The sequence below is a fragment of the Ensifer sp. ENS03 genome (genome assembly GCF_014852035.1).
Lineage (GTDB): Bacteria > Pseudomonadota > Alphaproteobacteria > Rhizobiales > Rhizobiaceae > Ensifer > Ensifer adhaerens.
Window position 1 is genome coordinate 214,623 of the sequence record NZ_JACVAV010000002.1, and the last position, 18,486, is coordinate 233,108.

14 protein-coding genes and 1 pseudogene are annotated in these 18,486 nt (G+C 64.6%); 9 read left to right on the plus strand and 6 right to left on the minus strand.

Features of this window, described 5'->3' with window-relative positions:
- Window positions 1–93: 93 nt before the first annotated feature.
- On the minus strand, window positions 94–1,908 hold the full coding sequence (locus IB263_RS07675) for a methyl-accepting chemotaxis protein (RefSeq protein ID WP_089044157.1): 1,815 nt from the start codon (window positions 1,906–1,908) through the stop codon (window positions 94–96).
- A gap of 274 nt (window positions 1,909–2,182) precedes the next feature.
- Between IB263_RS07675 and IB263_RS07680 the strand changes: the two genes are divergently transcribed.
- The 3 genes from IB263_RS07680 (at window position 2,183) to IB263_RS07690 (ending at window position 3,930) form a co-directional block, all read left to right on the plus strand.
- On the plus strand, window positions 2,183–2,572 hold the full coding sequence (locus IB263_RS07680; protein ID WP_043626011.1) for an acyl-CoA thioesterase: 390 nt from the start codon (window positions 2,183–2,185) through the stop codon (window positions 2,570–2,572).
- 11 nt (window positions 2,573–2,583) lie between these two features.
- Window positions 2,584–3,174 carry a hypothetical protein gene (locus IB263_RS07685; protein WP_034795242.1) on the plus strand — a complete coding sequence of 197 codons (591 nt, stop codon included), beginning with the start codon at window positions 2,584–2,586 and terminating at the stop codon, window positions 3,172–3,174.
- A gap of 120 nt (window positions 3,175–3,294) precedes the next feature.
- Entirely contained in the window at window positions 3,295–3,930 is a 636-nt protein-coding gene (locus IB263_RS07690; RefSeq protein ID WP_034795244.1) for a TerC family protein, read from the plus strand.
- A gap of 86 nt (window positions 3,931–4,016) precedes the next feature.
- Here IB263_RS07690 and IB263_RS07695 read toward each other — a convergent pair whose 3' ends face one another.
- The gene (locus tag IB263_RS07695) at window positions 4,017–4,370 is read right to left on the minus strand and encodes a DMT family protein (protein WP_034795307.1); all 354 of its coding nucleotides are present in this window, start codon (window positions 4,368–4,370) and stop codon (window positions 4,017–4,019) included.
- Between the two features lie 483 nt (window positions 4,371–4,853).
- Between IB263_RS07695 and IB263_RS07700 the strand changes: the two genes are divergently transcribed.
- Window positions 4,854–5,297, plus strand: a complete 444-nt coding sequence (locus IB263_RS07700) for a TIGR02594 family protein (protein ID WP_034795245.1) — start codon at window positions 4,854–4,856, stop codon at window positions 5,295–5,297.
- 67 nt (window positions 5,298–5,364) lie between these two features.
- Here the strand turns inward: IB263_RS07700 and IB263_RS07705 are convergent, their stop codons facing one another.
- On the minus strand, window positions 5,365–5,880 hold the full coding sequence (locus IB263_RS07705; protein WP_090293937.1) for a GNAT family N-acetyltransferase: 516 nt from the start codon (window positions 5,878–5,880) through the stop codon (window positions 5,365–5,367).
- Window positions 5,881–5,953: 73 nt separating this feature from the next.
- Window positions 5,954–6,451 (minus strand): GNAT family N-acetyltransferase, encoded by a 498-nt coding sequence (locus IB263_RS07710; RefSeq protein ID WP_112770897.1) that lies wholly within the window; start codon window positions 6,449–6,451, stop codon window positions 5,954–5,956.
- A gap of 256 nt (window positions 6,452–6,707) precedes the next feature.
- Here IB263_RS07710 and IB263_RS07715 point away from each other — a divergent pair, with 256 nt between their 5' ends.
- Both IB263_RS07715 and IB263_RS07720 read left to right on the plus strand, forming a co-directional pair.
- Window positions 6,708–8,462, plus strand: coding sequence for an adenylate/guanylate cyclase domain-containing protein (locus IB263_RS07715; protein WP_192438154.1), 1,755 nt, complete (start codon window positions 6,708–6,710; stop codon window positions 8,460–8,462).
- A 6-nt stretch (window positions 8,463–8,468) separates the two neighbouring features.
- Window positions 8,469–10,640: a CHASE2 domain-containing protein gene (locus tag IB263_RS07720; RefSeq protein ID WP_192438157.1), complete on the plus strand. Its 2,172-nt coding sequence runs from the start codon at window positions 8,469–8,471 to the stop codon at window positions 10,638–10,640.
- Between the two features lie 168 nt (window positions 10,641–10,808).
- Here the strand turns inward: IB263_RS07720 and IB263_RS07725 are convergent, their stop codons facing one another.
- Entirely contained in the window at window positions 10,809–11,813 is a 1,005-nt protein-coding gene (locus IB263_RS07725; RefSeq protein ID WP_192438159.1) for a FecR domain-containing protein, read from the minus strand.
- A gap of 251 nt (window positions 11,814–12,064) precedes the next feature.
- Here IB263_RS07725 and uvrB point away from each other — a divergent pair, with 251 nt between their 5' ends.
- Window positions 12,065–15,046 (plus strand): excinuclease ABC subunit UvrB, encoded by a 2,982-nt coding sequence (uvrB, locus tag IB263_RS07730; protein ID WP_192438161.1) that lies wholly within the window; start codon window positions 12,065–12,067, stop codon window positions 15,044–15,046.
- Window positions 15,047–15,641: 595 nt separating this feature from the next.
- Window positions 15,642–16,631: pseudogene (tyrS, locus tag IB263_RS07735) on the plus strand (tyrosine--tRNA ligase); the annotation flags it as partial.
- 432 nt (window positions 16,632–17,063) lie between these two features.
- Here tyrS and IB263_RS07740 read toward each other — a convergent pair.
- Entirely contained in the window at window positions 17,064–17,414 is a 351-nt protein-coding gene (locus IB263_RS07740; RefSeq protein ID WP_226020687.1) for a helix-turn-helix domain-containing protein, read from the minus strand.
- A gap of 166 nt (window positions 17,415–17,580) precedes the next feature.
- Between IB263_RS07740 and IB263_RS07745 the strand changes: the two genes are divergently transcribed.
- Window positions 17,581–18,462 carry an NAD(P)-dependent oxidoreductase gene (locus IB263_RS07745; protein ID WP_113505100.1) on the plus strand — a complete coding sequence of 294 codons (882 nt, stop codon included), beginning with the start codon at window positions 17,581–17,583 and terminating at the stop codon, window positions 18,460–18,462.
- Window positions 18,463–18,486: the final 24 nt, after the last annotated feature.

An 18,486-nucleotide genomic window follows, 5' to 3' on the forward strand; every position in this document is an offset into this window, starting at 1 on the left:
TAAACGCGTATCCTTGCGACAGCATTGCGGCCGACCCCCAATGAAAAACCCGCGCGGCGTAGCGCGCGGGTCGCAATCGACAAACCTGTGGCGTCAGGCGGCGCGGCCGTAACCCGCGTGCGAGCCTGAAGGCTGCAGCCGGAACTTCGTCAGCAGCGACTTCAGCTCGCGGCTTTCGGCCGCCAGCGTCTGGCTCGCCGCCGTCGTTTCCTCCACCATCGCCGCGTTCTGCTGGGTCATCTGGTCCATGCTGTTGACGGCGACATTGACCTCCTGCAGCCCGGTCGCCTGCTCGCGCGCAGCCGTGGCGATCGAGGCCACCTGCTCGTTGACCCGGTTGACCTGCGCCTCGATCTCCGAGAGCGCCTCGCCTGTGGAGCGAACCAGATCGACGCCGGCGCCGACCTCGCGCACCGAGGCGCCGATCAGTTCCTTGATCTCCTTGGCGGCTCCGGCCGAACGCTGCGCCAACTCGCGCACTTCCTGTGCGACGACGGCAAAGCCGCGGCCCGCCTCGCCGGCGCGCGCTGCCTCGACCCCGGCGTTGAGCGCCAGCAGATTCGTCTGGAAGGCGATCTCGTCGATGACGCCGATGATCTGGCCGATGCGGCCGGACGAGCTTTCGATCCGCCCCATGGCGTCGATGGCATTGCGCACGATGCCGCCGGACTTTGCGGCGCTGGTCCTGGTCCGGTCGACCATCTCACGCGCTTCGTTTGCCCGTTCGGAGGCATGGCGAACCGTCGAGGTGATTTCGTCCAGTGCCGCGGCCGTCTCTTCAAGGGCGGCTGCCTGCTGTTCCGTCCGGCGGGAAAGATTGTTTGCCGCTTCGGAAATATCGCCGGCGCTGGCTGTGACGATCTCGGTCGAATGCGAGATCGAGCCGATGACATCACGAAGGGCTGCGACGGCGGTGTTGAAGTCGTCCCGCAGCTTGCCGTATTCCGGCGCGATATGGCCGATCTCGGCGGTGAGGTCGCCGCTCGCCAGGAGTTCGAGCGCCGCACCAACGGTTTCCATCGTCTCGGCCTGCGCCTCAGCCGTCGCCCGCTGGCGCTGCTCGTTGCCGCGCCGCTCGGAACTCAGTCGCTCCTGCTGTTCTGCCTCACGCGAGCGCAACTCCAGCCGTTCGCGCACCGAGTCACGCAGGACAACGAGGACCTTGGCCATCTGGCCGATCTCGTCGCCACGGTCGGTTTCCGGCACCTCCGAAGACAGATCTTCGTCGGCGATCGCCCGCATCGAGGCCTTCAGCTTTTCGACCGGCTTGACGACGCTGCGCACGATCGCCAGTGCCGCCATCAGGATGGCAAGAGCGGCGGCGGCAAGAATGCCGGCAACCTGCCAGGCGCGGTCGCGGAACATCGCCGCCAGGTCGTCGGCATAGACGCCGGTCCCGACCACCCAGCCCCAGGGCTTGAAGCCGGCAACGTGCGAATACTTCAGCACCGGCGCGTCGGCACCGGGCTTCGGCCAGTAGTAGTCGACGAAACCCTGGCCGCTCTTTTCGACGGTCTTTACGAACTCGACGAAGAGCTGCTTGCCGTTGGGATCCTTGTTTTCGGTGAGGTCCTTGCCGTCGAGCTCCGGCTTGATCGGATGCATGATCATGGTCGGATGCATGTCGTTGACCCAGAAATAGCCGCTGCCCTGGTAGCGCATCGCCTTGATCGCTTCTAGCGCGCGCTTCTGCGCCTCCTCGCGCGGCAGCGTGCCGGCCACTTCCAGCTTGTGATAGGCGTCGAACACGGCGATCGCGTTCTCGTCCATCGCCGCAAGCATCGCCTTTCGTTCGCCGACGAGCTTTTCCTGCGCCTGGAACAGACCGAAGGTCAGCGCCGCCGCCATGGTCAAAAGCGCAAATGCCACCAGCGCGTAGAGACGCGCCGAAATCCTGAATTTCTTCATTGCCAATCCCCTGCCCCTCGGCGCTCCCCGCGCCGCCCCAAATCCTGGCTGCCGCGGCATAGCCGGCAGGCACTCTCAGAGCCTGCAGGTTAGGATGAGGTCTTTGCAAAGCTCCTAACGAGGAACCCCTAAATTTGGCATTCCTCATTCACCCCCTTCGAAAGTATAACGAGCCGGCACCTCAAGGACGTTGCCGGCATTTGTGCGGCAGCGGGGTCTTCCCTCCACAAGTGCGCTCGGGTTACATCTTGTCTCCAACAGGGAGACAGGCTGCATGACCGAACAGACGAGACCGACCGGCGAACTCACCTTGCGCACGCTCGCCATGCCGGGCGATGCCAATGCGGCGGGCGACATCTTCGGCGGCTGGGTGATGGCGCAGATGGACCTGTCCTGCGGCATCCGCGCGGCAGAACGCGCCCGCGGCCGCGTCGTGACGGCGGCTGTCAAGGAAATGGCCTTCGCGCTGCCCGTCAAGATCGGCGACACGCTCTGCATCTATACGGACGTGGTCAAGGTTGGCCGCACCTCGATGACGCTCAAGGTCGAAGCCTGGGCGCAGCGTTATCTCTCGCATCTGATGGAAAAGGTGACGGACGCGATCTTCGTGATGGTCGCGCTCGACGAGAACGGCAAACCGAAGCCGGTGCCGGCGGAAGAATAGGAGCGCGGCGTATGGAGCCTGCCCATACCGACCCGGAGATCTTCTCGCATATCCGCGTCGTCATGGGCATGATCGTCAGCCTGAGCCTCGCTCGGCTCTTGAGCGGCATTGCACTCTTCGTCCAGCATCCCGGCAAGACGCGCGTCTACTGGATCCACCTCGGCTGGGTCCTGTTTATGTTCGTCTTCCTCGTGCACTTCTGGTGGTGGGAGTTCCACCTGCATTCGCTGGCGGTGATCGATGTCAGCGTCTACCTCTTCGTCGTCCTCTATTGCTGCGTCTTCTTCTTTCTCTGCGTCATGCTGTTTCCAACGACGCTCGACGACTACAGCGACTACGAACACTATTTCATGTCGCGCCGGGCCTGGTTCTTTGGTGCCCTGGCGCTTGCCTTTGCCGTCGATCTCGTCGACACCGCGTTGAAGGGAAAGGCCTATTTCGCGTCCTACGGCTTTGAGTACCCGGCGCGCAACACCGCCTACATCCTGCTCTGCATTGCCGCCGCCTGGACCCCGAACCGCCGCTTTCACGCGGTCTTCGTCGTCGCAGCCGTCGCCTACCAGCTCGTCTGGATGTACCGGGCTTTCGATCTTCTCGATTGAGACGCGGCAGGGCCGTCGTTGAGGATTTCCGTCCAGTGGTCTTGATCCAGCGGCACGGCAGTGCTTTATCCGTTAGTCATATCTATATCTCGCATATGCAGGTCGGGGGACTGTTGCATCATGGAAATCTTTACCGCTGCCGGCCTGGCGGCGCTTCTTCAAGTCATCGTCATTGACCTCGTTCTCGCCGGCGACAACGCCGTCGTGATTGGTCTTGCCGCCGCTGGCCTGCCGACGGACCAACGCAAGAAGGTCATTCTCGTCGGCATCATCGCCGCCACGGTGCTGCGCATCGCGCTCGCCAGCGTCACGGTGCAACTGCTCGAAATCATCGGCCTGCTGCTCGCCGGCGGCATCCTGCTGCTTTGGGTCTGCTGGAAGATGTGGCGCGAAATTCGCGAACAGCAGGCAGCAAACGCTGCGGGCGAAAGCGGACAAGGCTCCGAGGCGCCCAGGAAAACCTTCATGCAGGCGGCCATCCAGATCGTCGTCGCCGACGTCTCGATGTCGCTCGACAACGTGCTCGCTGTTGCCGGCGCTGCCCGCGAACATCCGACGATCCTGGTAATCGGCCTTGCGCTCTCGATCGCCATGATGGGCATCGCCGCCGGCTTTATCGCCCGGCTGCTCAACCGCTATCACTGGATCGCCTATATCGGTCTCGTGATCATCCTCTATGTCGCGCTCGACATGATCTATCGCGGCGCAGTCGAGGTCTGGCCGCATCTGGCCCCGGCCGTGGCGGCGGTGATGTAGTTACCGCAACGCCGACGACAAACCGCTTTTCGCTGAAAAGGCAGGGTTTACGCCCTGCCTTTTTCTTTGTGTCCGTTGGGGGTGCGTCAGCCCTTGAAGATGAAGGAAGCACCGGCCGCGATCAACGCGAAGCCGACCAGATGGTTCCAGCCGATCGACTCCTTCAGCCAGAAGACGGAGAAGGCTGCAAAGACGATCAGCGTGATCACCTCCTGCATCGTCTTCAACTGGGCCGCCGAATAGACCTGGTGGCCGATGCGGTTTGCCGGCACCGCCAGGCAATATTCGAAGAAGGCAATGCCCCAGCTGGCGACGATCGCCATGTAAAGCGGCGACGACGTGTACTTCAGGTGCCCGTACCAGGCAAAGGTCATGAAGACGTTGGAGATCAGGAGCAGAAGAACGGGCCAGAGATAGGCCGGAGAAAGGGTGAACGACATGAAGAACCTCGGCGTGCGAATCACGCTGAGACGATGCGCCGCCGCCCCGTAGGCGCGCAAGTGCCGCCGCTTCTCCGGCGTAAAGACCTGCCTTGGAAGGCACCGACCCACTATTTTTTTGATGTCTGACGCGGCGAATCGCCGTTTCGCATCAGCTATTTCGGCGATTAGCAATCCCTGCCCTAATATTTTACGGGTTTTGCCACAATTTTGCACCGGCGCATGGTGAATGAAGCTTTGCTGCCCGACGGGGCAGACAGGGGAATACCACACTTCGAAACGGCAGTTGCCGTGAAGCTGGCTCCGCGTTTTGCCGCGGTTCGCCGACGTGCCCGATGCGGCGTTTTTCAACGCCTGCACGCGCGCGTCCGCTGATATCTCCCCGCCCAACATTGGAAACCGTTGAGCAACCGGGTGCCATGCCGGCGATTGCCAGGCCGCCCCGACCGTTCGCACCAAGCAACTTGTCAAGGAGACCTGACCATGAAGGTCCTGGCGTTTCTTGCGGCTGCCTATGTCGCGCTACTGACACCTGATTTCGCCAATGCGGGCATGCTTGCCCAGGCGCAGCAATACAAGGGCCTGCACGAGGTCAAGAACAACAAGACCCTTCGTGCAGCGCTCGGCATCAACCCGGCCCGCACCCCCTGGTGCGGCCATTTCATGGGCATGGTCGCCCGCAAGGCCGGGCGCAGTCCGCCGCAGAGCTTCGGCATCGCCCGTTCCTGGCTGCGTTTTGGCGCGCCCGTGAAGCTCTCCTATGCCCGTCCCGGCGACGTCGTCGTCGTGCGCACCGGCCGCGGCTATCACGTCGGCATCCTGTCCATGCTGTCGAAATCGACGGCCCAGCTGATCGGCGGCAACCAGTCCGGCGGCGTCAGGGTATCGCAGTTCGCACGCGGCCAGGTGGTCGCCATCAGACGGTAGCGCGGCCACAACCGCGCCCGAGCGAGCTTCTTTCAGCGCCGGCTTTCCGGAATGCTGGCTTGCGCCCTCAAGCGAGCTTCAGCCGCATGGCACAGCGCCGCTCTGCCGGCAGCCCGTGCGCAGCCTCGTTGGCAAGGATTTCGGCAAGACGCGGATCGAGTTCGCCCGCATCGAGCGTCACAAAGCCGAGCTTGCGATAGAAGTGCTCGTTCCAGGCAAGATCGCGGAACGTCGTCAGCGTGACGGCGGCGCATGACGTCACGCGCGCATGCGCGATTGCCGCCAGCATCAGCGTGCGCCCAAGCCCCTGCCCCTGACGTTCCGCCTCGACGGCAAGCTGCCAGATGTGCATGGCATCGTCAGCAACCGTAGCGCAAAGAAAAGCGATCGGCCGATCGGAGGCGTCGACCATTACCACCGATAGTCCGGTGCGCAGGAATTCGCGATGAGCTTCTGCCGATTGCACGTCGTCATCGGCAATCCAGGCAAGCTCGGGGACGGTGCGGAACACCTCGCCGGAGGAGCGCTCGATGGCGGGCAGAAGAGAAAGGTCGCTTTCGCGTGTGGGTCGAATCAGCGGCATGGTGGCGCCATCCTACCGCTGCACAGCGCCGCGTCGACCCCGCTGCGTGTTCCCTGGCTGACCGCCACGCCGCTTAAAGCGACAACGCCATCAACATCTCGTCGAAATAGGCATCGTCGACCCGCAGCGCGCGCTGTTCCAGGCCGTATTCGACAAATCCCGCCTTCCGGTAGAGGCTGAGGGCAGCGGCGTTCGACGAGACGACTGTCAGCAACAGCCGCTCCACCTTGCCCCGCGCTTCGGCGATAATCCCGTCGACGAGCAAACGCGATAGCCCGGTTCCTCGTGCCTCCGGCAAGACGTACATGCCCCAGAGGGTCCCCTTGTGCTTTGCCTTTGTCGCCGTCTGGATCGCGAGGCCAGCAACACCCATGAGCTTTTCATCGCTATCGAAGGCGCCGAGGACGAAGCCGCTATCAAGCCGTTCCGCTGTGACCTCGATCGGCCGGCTGGCCTCATCCTCGTAAGATGAACCGAAGGCTTCAGGATGCTTCAGCAGGCCGTCTAGCCGAACTGCCCGATAGGCCTCGGCATCACTGGAGGTGAGCCGGCGAATGGAAAAAGGCGCCATCACTGTTGATCCCGAGCGCGATAGAGGTTGCCGGCCTGAACCAAGCGCGGCGGCATGAAGGCCGCGAACCTTGCACAATCGGCCGCCCCGCGGAAGCACCGGCGAGTACAATCTCGCGTAGAAGCCGCGTGGAGCATTTTTACGCATTGAGCAGCGTCTTCAGGCCCGATCAGGGCGATTTACGCTTCTCGGACTTTCTAATTTAAGTTACGCTTAATTTCCTTCTGACCAGATGCCGCAGGAGGGGCCCGCCGCCTTGGAACGGAAGCTCGCCGTGATCCTTGCTGCCGATGTCGCTGGTTACAGTCGCCTTGTCGCGACCGACGAGGAAGGCACGCTTGCGACCCTGGCCACCTACTGCGAGACGATTTCCGGCCTTGCTGCGGAGCACGGGGGCCGCGTCTTCGGCGCGGCCGGCGACAGCCTGGTCGCGGAATTCCAGAGCGCCGTGCAGGCCGTGCGGGCGGCGGTCGCCATCCAGCGAACCCTTCAGCGCCGCAATGCCGACCTACCGCCAGAAAGGCGCATGGAGTTCCGCATCGGTCTCAATCTTGGCGACGTGGTTGTCGACGGCGGCAATCTGCTCGGCGACGGGGTCAATGTCGCCGCCCGGCTCCAGCAGGTGGCGCAGCCGAACGACATCTGCATTTCCGGCGCGCTCCACGACCAGATCGAAGGCAAGCTCGAGTTTCCGATGCAGCGCCTCGGCGAGCGCGCGCTGAAGAACATACCGCGTCCGGTCCTGGTCCACCGCGTCGAGTGGCGCGAGAACCCGGCGGGCGGCGACTTGCCCGGCATGCCGCTTTCCCTGCCCGACAAGCCATCGATTGCGGTGCTGCCTTTCGTCAACATGTCCGGCGATCCCGAGCAGGATTTCTTCGCCGACGGACTGACTGAGGACATCATCACCGCACTGTCGCTTTACCGCTGGTTCTTCGTCATCGCGCGCAACTCCTCCTTCGCCTACAAGGGCCGCGCCGTCGACGTCAAACAGATCGGCCGGGATCTCGGCGTGCGCTACATCGTCGAAGGCAGCGTGCGCCGGTCCGGCTCGCGGGTGCGCGTCACCGGCCAGCTGATCGAGGCCGAGACCGGCAACCACCTCTGGGCACAGCGCTACGAGCGTGAATTCGCCGACCTCTTCGCCATTCAGGACGAAATCACCCAGCATGTGGTCGCGGCAATCGAGCCGGAGATCCTGATCGGCGAAAACCGGCGCGCGCAATTGCGGGGCACCGACAATCTCGGCGCCTATGAATGCCACATGCGCGGCACCCTGCTGCACAACGCGCAGGATTCCGCCGCGCATTTCGACGAGGCGATCGAATGGCAGCGCCGCGCCATCGCCCTCGATCAGGAATTCGGCCGCGCGCACATGATGCTCGCCCGCTCGCTCTTTGCCCGCTGCTTCTTCGGCTTCAGCAAGGACATCGACCGCGACAGCGCCGAGCTGCAGGCGGAGGCCGCGCGCGCGGTGGTGATCGACGATCACGACCCCTATTGTCACTATGTCATGTGTCTCGCCAACTTCGCGGCCCAGCGGCCGCACGCCGCGGTCGAGGAAGCGCAACAGGCGATCGACATCAACTCCAACTTCGCGCTCGCCCACATGGCGCTCGGCTGGGCGCGCATCTATATCGGCCGCTTCGCCGAGGCGCTGGACCCGCTGCACAAGGCGCTGCGGCTGAGCCCGCACGATCCGCTCACCTATCTCTTCCTCAACCGCATGGCGCTCGCCCACTACCATCTCGGCAACTACGACGAAGCCCTGCGCTGCGCCGAACGGGCGCTGCTCTTGCGCCGCACCTATTTCAACCTGGTGATGCTGATCACCTGTCTCGGCCAGCTCGACCGCATCGATGAGGCGCGCAAGCTTCTTCCGGAAGCGATCGCCAACGCACCGAACGACGTGCCGCGCTACTGGCGCTTCTTTACCGCCTATGTCGATCCTGCCGACCACGCGCATTTCAACGACGGGCTCGTCAAGGCGGGCCTGCCCATGGTTCCGTAGGCCGCCATGACACGATCGCAACTGTTCGGGGTTCTGATCGGCATGACGGTGGTGGCGTTCTTCACCATTCTGCGCGCCCAGGATCCGCAGTTGCTGCGCCAGGCGCGCGACGTCACCTTCGACGAATACCAGCGCATTGCGCCGCGCCGCTTCGAGCCCATGCCGGTCAAGATTATCGACATCGACGAGGCGTCGCTGCGCGAGCTCGGCCAATGGCCCTGGCCGCGCGATCGGCTGGCGAAGCTGACCGACCGCTTGAGCGAGATGGGTGCGGCCGCGATCGCCTTCGACGTGCTCTTTGCCGAGCCGGACAGATTGTCGCCGCGCACCGTGGTGCGCGATGTCGGCGGTGTCGATCCGTCCTTCCTTGCCGCCCTGCCGGACAATGACGAGATCTTCGCCGAGGCGATCCGCGACAAGCCCGTGGTTCTCGGCTTCGGCCTGACCAACGAGGGCAGCTACCTGCCGCCGGTCAAGGCCGGCTTTGCCCTGACCGGCGAAAGCGCCAACGAAGCGCCGCCGCGCCTGCGGGCCGCGACGCCGCTCAGGCCGCAGCTCGAGGCCAATGCCGCCGGCCTCGGCCACATCAGCCTCAATCCCGGCTCGTCCTCGGCGGTGGTGCGCACCGCCCCGCTATTCCTCAGCGACGGCCAGCAGTTCTATCCGAGCCTGGCCATGGAGGCCCTGCGGGTGGCCCAGGGCGCTTCGACTTATGTGCTGGCGGCTGCACCCGACGTCGCCAACACGCTGACCGCCGTCAAGATCGGCGACTTCGTCGTACCGCTGATGTCGACCGGCGAGGTCTGGCTCTATGTCACGCCGGACACGACGGAACGCTATATCTCGGCGCGCCGCATTCTCGCCGACGGCGAGCCTTCGCCGGATATCCGCGCCGGCATCGAAGGCAGCATCGTCTTTATCGGCACTTCGGCGGCCGGACTGCAGGATGTGCGCACCACCGCGCTCGGCCAGAACGTGCCCGGTGTTTCGATCCACGCGCAGATCGTCGAGCAGATCCTGTCGGGTCACTATCTTTCGCGCCCGGATTGGGCGAACGGGCTCGAAATCCTCTCGATCGCGCTCGCCGGAACGCTGCTGGTGCTGCTCACTACCTTCGTCAGCCCCGTGGTCGCACTCGTCTGCGGCATGGCAGTGACGGCGCTGGCGCTCGTCGCCTCCTGGATCGCCTTCTACTATGGCGGACGGCTTTTCGATCCGCTGGCGCCGATCCTCGCCGCCTCGATCACCCATTTCGCGGCCACCGCCTACCGCTTCCTGGTGACCGATCGCGAACGCCGCGAGGTGCGGCAGGCCTTCGGCCGCTATCTCTCGCCGTCGCTGCTCTACCGCATCGAGCATACGCGCAATGCCCTCAGCCTCGGCGGCGACGATCGCGAGCTCACCGTGATGTTCGTCGACGTGCGCAGCTTCACCGAAATGAGCGAGCGCATGACGCCGACCGAGGTCGTCGCCTTTCTCAACACGCTGCTCGATGCGCTGAGCCGGCATGTGCTGGCCAACGAGGGCACGCTCGACAAGTTCATCGGCGATTCGATCATGGCCTTCTGGAATGCGCCGGTCGACGTCGCCAACCATCCGCAAAAGGCAGTGCGTGCAGCGCTTGGCATGCGCGAGACGCTGGCGCGGCTGAACGCCGACAATGCCTTCGGCTTCGGCGCCGATCAGGAAGTGCGCATCGGCATCGGCATCCACACCGGGCTTGCCTGCGTCGGCAACATGGGCGCCGAGACGCGGTTCAACTATTCCGCCGTCGGCGACACCGTGAACATCGCCGCGCGCATCGAAGCGGCCTGCAAGGACGTCAACATCGACATTCTAGTGTCCGAGGCGACCGCCCAGGCTCTGCCGGACCATGCCATGCTCGACGCCGGCTCCCTCGGGCTCAAGGGCAAGACGACGCGAACGCGGGTCTATGCCGTCGCCGGCGACGAAAACCTCGCTGCCTCGCCCGCCTTCGCGGATCTGCGCGGCCTGCACGATCGGCTGGTCGCCGCACTTGGCGCTCGGACGCAGACCAGCCGCAGCATCATCAACGCCGCCAAGCTGAAGGCAGCGGCGCTGACGCCGGCACTCGCCGGTTTCTACGCCCGGATCGGCCGCCGCGCCGACCATTTCGCCCAGACGACCGACGAGAATACCAAGCGTCCTGCCGAATGAGCTTGCCAACGGCAGTCGAAAGCCACCTCACGGAGCACATGCGGAAACGACCGCAGCCTTCTGATTCAGAGCATTTTTCAAGAAACACGGCTCGCCAGAGGAAGGCGGCGAGGCGCACCGGTTCGGCTTTGAGATCAGGCGTGCGCCAGCAAAGCCTTCGCCGCCCCTTCAATCGTGGCTTGGGGCCTGATCCTGCGTCCCCTGATCTTGGCTGGGTTGATCGCCGCCACCGCCGTCTCGCGGTCCTGGGTCGCCGGGGTTGTTCGGCTGCGGCCCGGGATCACCCGGGTTTTGCGGCTGCGGCCCGGGATCACCCGGGTTTTGCGGCTGCGGGCCGGGATCGCCCGGGTTCTGGGGCTGCGGTCCGGGATCGCCGGGGTTCTCCGGCTGCGGGCCCGGATCCCGGGGCTTTTCTTCCGGCGGCGGCTTCTCTTCACGCGGCTTTTCTTCAACGCGAGCCGGTTGCTCTGGGATGGTACGGGTGGTGCCCTCGAACTGCGCCGCGCGCAGCCCGCAACCGCCGCCCACCCAGCCGATCGCTCCGGACAGGCGTTGACCTCCGGAGAGGAACGGCAGCGCCTGGGCATTGCCCAGGGATTTCAACGTCGTGCGGCTGACCCGTTTCGGTTCGGTGGCCCTCCGGCCAGGCTTGGCGACAACGCAATCGCAGCGCTGCGTCAGCTGCCGGCAGCCGCCTGGACCGCAGAAATCCGCCGCGCCGCTGAGCAACACCACCGCGGTGGTGCCATCCGGGCCGACAAAGAAGTCGAAGGCGGTGCCGCGCACCCCGATGGTGCCGGCCGGCGTGACGATTTCATAGGCGGAATGGCCGGATTTGCCGCTGATCCAGCGGAACGTGCCCTTGGCGGCCATGATGGTCAGCTTCTTCACCGACTTCTTGTCGTCATAGACGAACTTGTCGATGACGACGGAAGACCCCCAGCCGACGGCAAGCTTGGTGCCGTCCTCGAAGACGAACTGCCCGAGCCCGGACTTCGATGTCGATATCCGTTCGTTCTTGTAGACAGGGTCTCTGACCGCAATCGCACCCCGCGCACCATTGACCGCTGTCCGGATCTCCACTGCCTTGCCGACCGGTTCGGCGGCAAACGGGGACATCGGACCAAGGACCACGGCACAAAGCCCAAGTGCGGCACCACGCAAGCAGAACATGGCACCCTCCAAAGAACTATTGTTATCACGCGGCAGGCTTGGCTGTCTTCTCGCCCAATCGGGGTAACGCAGCGTCAGGCCCGCAACCGTAAGGGTTACAATGCGACAGGAATCCGACCCGTCTCGGTTGAAGCCCGAGATTCAAGGCGCAAACGGCGCCGGAATCGACTTCGGCAACCGGGGCGAAATGTTGCCCTTTTGTACTCCCTCGCCTCTTCACTTTCCGCCGGACTCTCTCCATATTCCCCGCCATGACCAAAGCTCCGAAGAATGCCCCGCCGAAGCCCTCCACCCCGTCCGGTTTCGAAGAAGCGCCGCAGGCGCCTTTGTCAGGCACGCCTCTATCCGGCAATGTTTCCGACTGGGTGAAGCAGCTTGAGGCGGACGCGGAAGCCTCGGCCTTCGAAACCCAACGCCAGATCGCCTCCAAGGCCGGCAAGCACCGCAAGACGGTGGAGATCGCCGCCTCCAAGGCGGCGCGCAAGGCAGCGGGCGCCGATGACGAGGCGCAGCCGAAGAAGGCGGGCAAGAAAGGCAAGGTCGAGATCGTTGGCAGCAAGTCGGCGCGCGGCACCTCCATGGGCGGTTCGACCGACCCGAAGACCCGCGCCGCCGCCGGCCTCAATCCGGTGGCCGGCCTCGACGTCTCGCTGGAAGACGCCGCCAAGCTGACCTCCACCTCGGGCGTCACCGCCACCGTCGAGGCGCTTTCGGCGCTGATCGAAAGCGGCAACCCGCTGTTCAAGGACGGCAAGCTCTGGACGCCGCATCGCCCGGCCCGGCCGCCGAAGTCCGAAGGCGGCGTCGAAATCCGCATGGCGTCGGACTACCAGCCGGCCGGCGACCAGCCAACGGCGATCGCCGATCTGGTCGAGGGCCTGAACTCCGGCGAGCGCAGCCAGGTGCTGCTCGGCGTCACCGGTTCGGGCAAGACCTTCACCATGGCCAAGGTGATCGAGGCGACGCAGCGCCCCGCCGTCATCCTCGCGCCGAACAAGACGCTCGCCGCCCAGCTCTATTCCGAGTTCAAGAACTTCTTCCCGGATAACGCGGTCGAGTACTTCGTCTCCTACTACGACTATTACCAGCCGGAAGCCTACGTGCCGCGCTCGGATACCTTCATCGAGAAGGAATCCTCGATCAACGAGCAGATCGACCGCATGCGCCACTCGGCCACCCGCTCGCTGCTCGAGCGCGACGACTGCATCATCGTCGCCTCGGTCTCCTGCATCTACGGTATCGGCTCGGTCGAGACCTATACCGCCATGACATTCCAGATGAGCGTCGGCGACCGGCTCGACCAGCGGCAGCTGCTCGCCGACCTGGTGGCGCAGCAGTACAAGCGTCGCGACATGGATTTCCAGCGCGGCTCGTTCCGGGTGCGCGGCGATACCATCGAAATCTTCCCGGCCCACCTGGAGGATGCTGCCTGGCGCATCTCCATGTTCGGCGACGAGATCGACGCGATCACCGAGTTCGACCCGCTGACCGGCCACAAGACCGGAGACCTGAAATCGGTAAAAATCTACGCCAACTCGCACTATGTCACGCCGCGCCCGACGCTGAACGGCGCCATCAAGGCGATCAAGGAAGAGCTGGTGCATCGCCTCGCCGAGCTGGAAAAGGGCGGACGCTTGCTCGAAGCGCAGCGGCTGGAGCAGCGCACCCGCTACGACATCGAGATGCTGGAGGCGACCGGCTCCTGTGCCGGCATCGAGAACTATTCGCGCTACTTGACCGGCCGCAATCCCGGCGAGCCGCCGCCGACGCTGTTCGAATACATTCCCGACAACGCGCTGCTGTTCATCGACGAGAGCCACGTTTCCGTCAGCCAGATCGGCGGCATGTATCGCGGCGACTTCCGCCGCAAGGCGACGCTGGCCGAATACGGCTTCCGCCTGCCCTCCTGCATGGACAACCGCCCGCTACGCTTCGAGGAATGGGACGCGATGCGCCCGGATACCATCGCCGTTTCGGCGACCCCCGGCTCCTGGGAACTGGAACAGTCCGGCGGCGTCTTTGCCGAACAGGTCATCCGCCCGACCGGCCTGATCGACCCGCCGGTCGAAGTGCGCTCGGCTAAAACCCAGGTCGACGACGTGCTCGGCGAAATCCGCGAGACGGCGGCGGCCGGTTACCGCACGCTCGTCACCGTGCTCACCAAGCGCATGGCCGAAGACCTCACCGAATACCTGCACGAACAGGGCATTCGCGTGCGCTACATGCACTCCGACATCGACACGCTGGAGCGCATCGAGATCATCCGCGACCTGCGTCTCGGCGCGTTCGACGTGCTCGTCGGCATCAACCTTCTGCGCGAAGGCCTCGACATCCCCGAATGCGGCTTCGTCGCCATTCTCGACGCCGACAAGGAAGGCTTCCTGCGTTCCGAAACCTCGCTGGTCCAGACCATCGGCCGCGCCGCCCGCAACGTCGACGGCAAGGTCATCCTCTACGCCGACCAGATCACCGGCTCGATGCAGCGCGCCATGGACGAAACCAGCCGCCGCCGCGAAAAGCAGATGGCCTATAACGAGGCCAACGGCATCACCCCGGAATCGGTGAAGGCGAAGATCTCCGACATCCTCGATAGCGTCTACGAGAAGGACCACGTCCGCGCCGACATTTCCGGCGTCGCCGGCAAGGGTTTCGCCGACGGCGGCCACCTCGTCGGCAACAACCTGCAGGCGCACCTCAACGCGCTGGAAAAACAGATGCGCGACGCCGCCGCCGACCTCGACTTCGAAAAGGCCGCGCGCCTGCGCGACGAGATCAAACGCCTCAAGGCCGCCGAGCTGGCCGCGATGGACGACCCGATGGCACGGGAAGAGGCACGGTCGCAGGAGGGTGGCAAGCGGTCCGGCTCCTCGACGTCATCTTCGGGCTCGACCCGAGGATCCAAATCCACCGACGACAAATCCCTATTTCAGAAGCCGTCCCTCGACGACATGGGCCCAGGCACGGACACGGAGACCCCACTGTTCCGCAAGCCCGACCTCGACGAAATGGGCCGCGACGTCGCGACACCCGCCGGCGCGGACAAATCGCTGTTCCGCCGGAACACCCTCGACGAAATGACCGTCGGCCGCACCGAAAAGCCTGTCATCGGCCACGTCCCGGAAAAACCGATCCTGACGCGGGCGAAACCGGGTGTCGGGTCGTATGAGGACCCGGCAGACCAAAAGCGGCAGAAGGGTCGGACGAAGGGGAAGACCGGGCGCCCGGGGCGGTGAGGTAGAACTTCGATGGAGTGGTTTGCATGACGAACGCTGAGAACAATCTCCGCGAACTGATCGATGGGGAAGCGCCGCTGCCGTTGTCGGCATGTTGTTAATCGGGCCAGTCTTCGCCGGCTTTGTGATATCGCGTTTCATCGCAGGTGAACTGCCCGGCCACCACACGCTTACCGTCGCCGAACACCAAATCCTGTTTTATTTGATAATCTCGGCGCTAGGTTATGGCGCCTTCAAGACGATGCAGCTCAGCCTGTTGTTCGTTGTCGCTCACTTCGGCGGCCGGTGGAAGCTTTAGAAAAAGTTGATTGAGATGACGGTCGGCCGGGCACAATACTCTGCGATCGTCAAGACTCTCGGAGAGCGCCCCGGCCAACTCCGACGTACTCACGGTGGCGCAGGGAACCTTGGCCTTGCCGCCTCCCCCAATCCCCGCTACAACCACCGCATGATCAAGACCGCGCTCATCGCTGCCACCTATTATGCGACGTCTCCATAGGGAGCGGCGCGTTTCGATCATGCCTTGAAACAAGCCGCCGTCAGGCGGCTTTGTTTTGTTCAGTGCTCCCTGGCGGCATAGCCATGGAGAGTACCGATGACCCATTCCGACAGCCCCACCGATGCCTTTGAGCCGCGTTCGGCGATCGCCCGGACGCTGGTCGAGCGCGGTTATATCAACCAGGTGACCGATCTTGCGGGCGTCGACGGCGCCTTTGCGGCCGGCGTCGTGCCGGTCTATGCCGGTTTCGATGCGACGGCGGACAGTCTGCATGTCGGCCATCTCATGCCGATCATGGCGCTGCGGCGGATGCAGCAGGCCGGTCACAAGCCGATCGTGCTGATCGGCGGCGGCACCACGCGCATCGGTGATCCGAGTTTTCGCTCGGCGGCGCGGCCGATGCTGTCGGAGGAGGAAATCGCGGCCTATGTCGCCGGCATAAGGAAAGTGTTCGAGCGGCTGCTGACCTTCGGCGACGGCCCGACCGATGCTGTCATGGTCAACAATGCCGACTGGCTCGACCGGATGGCCTGGATCGACATGCTGCGGGATGTCGGCAAACATTTCTCCGTCAACCGCATGCTCTCCTTCGACAGCGTCAAGTCGCGGCTGGAGCACCAGGAGAACCTGAGCTTTCTCGAGTTCAACTACATGATCCTGCAGGCGGTCGATTTCCTCGAGCTGTTTCGCCGCACCGGTTGCCGGCTGCAGCTTGGCGGCGGCGATCAGTGGGGCAATATCGTCGGCGGCGTCGATCTGTTGCGCCGGATCGAGGGCGCGGAGGTCTTCGGCATGACGACGCCGCTTCTGACCACCGCCTCGGGCGTCAAGATGGGCAAGACGGCGGCAGGCGCGGTCTGGGTCAACGAAGACCGCCTGTCGCACTACGACTACTGGCAGTTCTGGCGCAACGCCGAGGATGCCGACGTGGTGCGCTTCCTCAAGCTGTTCACCGAACTGCCGCTCGACGAGATCGAAAGGCTCGGTCGCGCCGAGGGGGCGGAACTGAATGCGGTGAAGGAGCGGCTTGCCAACGAGGCGACGGCACTGGTGCATGGGCGGCAAGCGGCCGCCGACGCGCGGCAGCTGGATCTCTGTGACACGCACAGAGATGCGGGTGGAGATGATGCAGCCGCAGAAATCGTGGCTTGGGCGTGACGACGGTAACCGGCGGCGCTCTTATGAAATCGGCTCGCAGCGAACCACCTTGGCCGAAGACGTGCCGGGATTACCCGACCGCCCTCATTGCTGTGCCTGTCACAGGAGTCCAGCAGCGCCGCGTCTGCGGCGCGAAGGGCCTACTGCCAAAAAGTTTGCCGGAACGAGCCACCGCAGTTTTCCGCCGTGCGGCCGCATTGGTACGGGATCCCTGTGACGAGCAGAGATGGACGGGGCTGCAGCCGCCAAGATCGCGGCTCCAACGGCCCGGACAACACATCGGGGCTGTGGCGGGCGGCATCATGGCGCCAACGCCGCTCGAAAGTGAGCCCGCCCACGGCCACGCCGACGTCGCGGCGATCAGCCCACCGCAACCGCCCTCGCCTCGACCTGCCCTGCGTCGTCGCCAAACTCCTCGCCCCACTTGCAGAGCGCATCCGCCGCCACGTTCAGCGCGGCACCGCGTTTGGTCAGCGAATAGACCACCTTTGGCGGCGTTTCCGGATAGGTGGTGCGGCTGACGAGGCCATCGGCTTCCAGTTCGCGCAGTTGCTGCGCCAGCATCTTCTCGCTGATGGCGGGCATCGCCTGACGCAGGCGGCCGAAGCGGCGCGCGGCCTTGCCGAGTTCGCAGAGGATATCGACCTTCCACTTGCCCTCGATCGCCCGCAGCGCGGTCATGAAACCGCAGTTTTCCATGGCATCCGTCACGTCATCCTCCCTTACGCCGGGGTAACCACTTACCCGCGCGTGCGTATTGCGACCCGATGGTCCCACCTTACGTCTCAGCCGCGACGACAAATGCGTCGCCTCGAACAAGCGAAGCGGGATGCGCGTAGGGAGCGCCGATCCCGCACCAAGGATATGGAGACTGGATATGCAACCTGCAATCAGCGTTTTGGGAATGGGGCGGATGGGGTCGGCATTGGCGCATGCGCTGCTCAAGGCCGGGCACCCGACGACGGTGTGGAACCGTACGCCGGCAAAGACCGCGCCGCTCGCCGCAGCCGGAGCCGAAGTGGCGGCCAGCGTACGCAACGCCGTCGCAGCCTCCGACATCGTCATCGTCAATGTCAGCGACTACCTGGCGACGCAGAGCCTGCTGCGCGACCCTGACGTCACTGGCACCCTCAAGGGCAAGCTGATCATCGAGCTGACCTCCGGCACGCCCGACGGCGCCCGCGAGGTGCAGGATTGGGCCGGGCGACATGGCATCCGCTACCTCGACGGTGCGATCCTGGCGACGCCCGATTTCATCGGCACCGAAGCGGGCACGCTGCTCATCTCCGGCCCGGCCGCAGCGTTTGAGGAAAGCCGCGCAGTGCTCGGCGCGCTCGGCGGCAATGTGCAGCATATCGGCGCTGATCCGGGCCTTGCCAACGCGCTCGACAGCGCGGTGCTCGCCCTGATGTGGGGCGCGCTGTTCGGCGCGCTGCAATCGATCGCCGTCTGCCGCGCCGAGGCGATCGATCTCGAAACGCTTGGCAAGCAATGGTCGGCGACGGCGCCTGTCATCGATGGCCTCGTCGCCGACCTGATCAAGCGCAGCGCCGCCGGGCGCTATGCGGCCGACGACGAGACGCTTTCCTCGGTCTCGCCGCACTATGGCGCCTTCCACCATCTGGTCGAGCTGATGGCCGCCCGCGGCATCGACCGGACGATCACCGACGGCTACGAGGCGATCTTCCGCCGTGCCATCGACGCCGGCCACCTGCACGACGATTTTGCATCGTTGTCGCTGTTCATGGGGCGTCCGTAACGCGTAGGTGACGGGGCGCGCGCC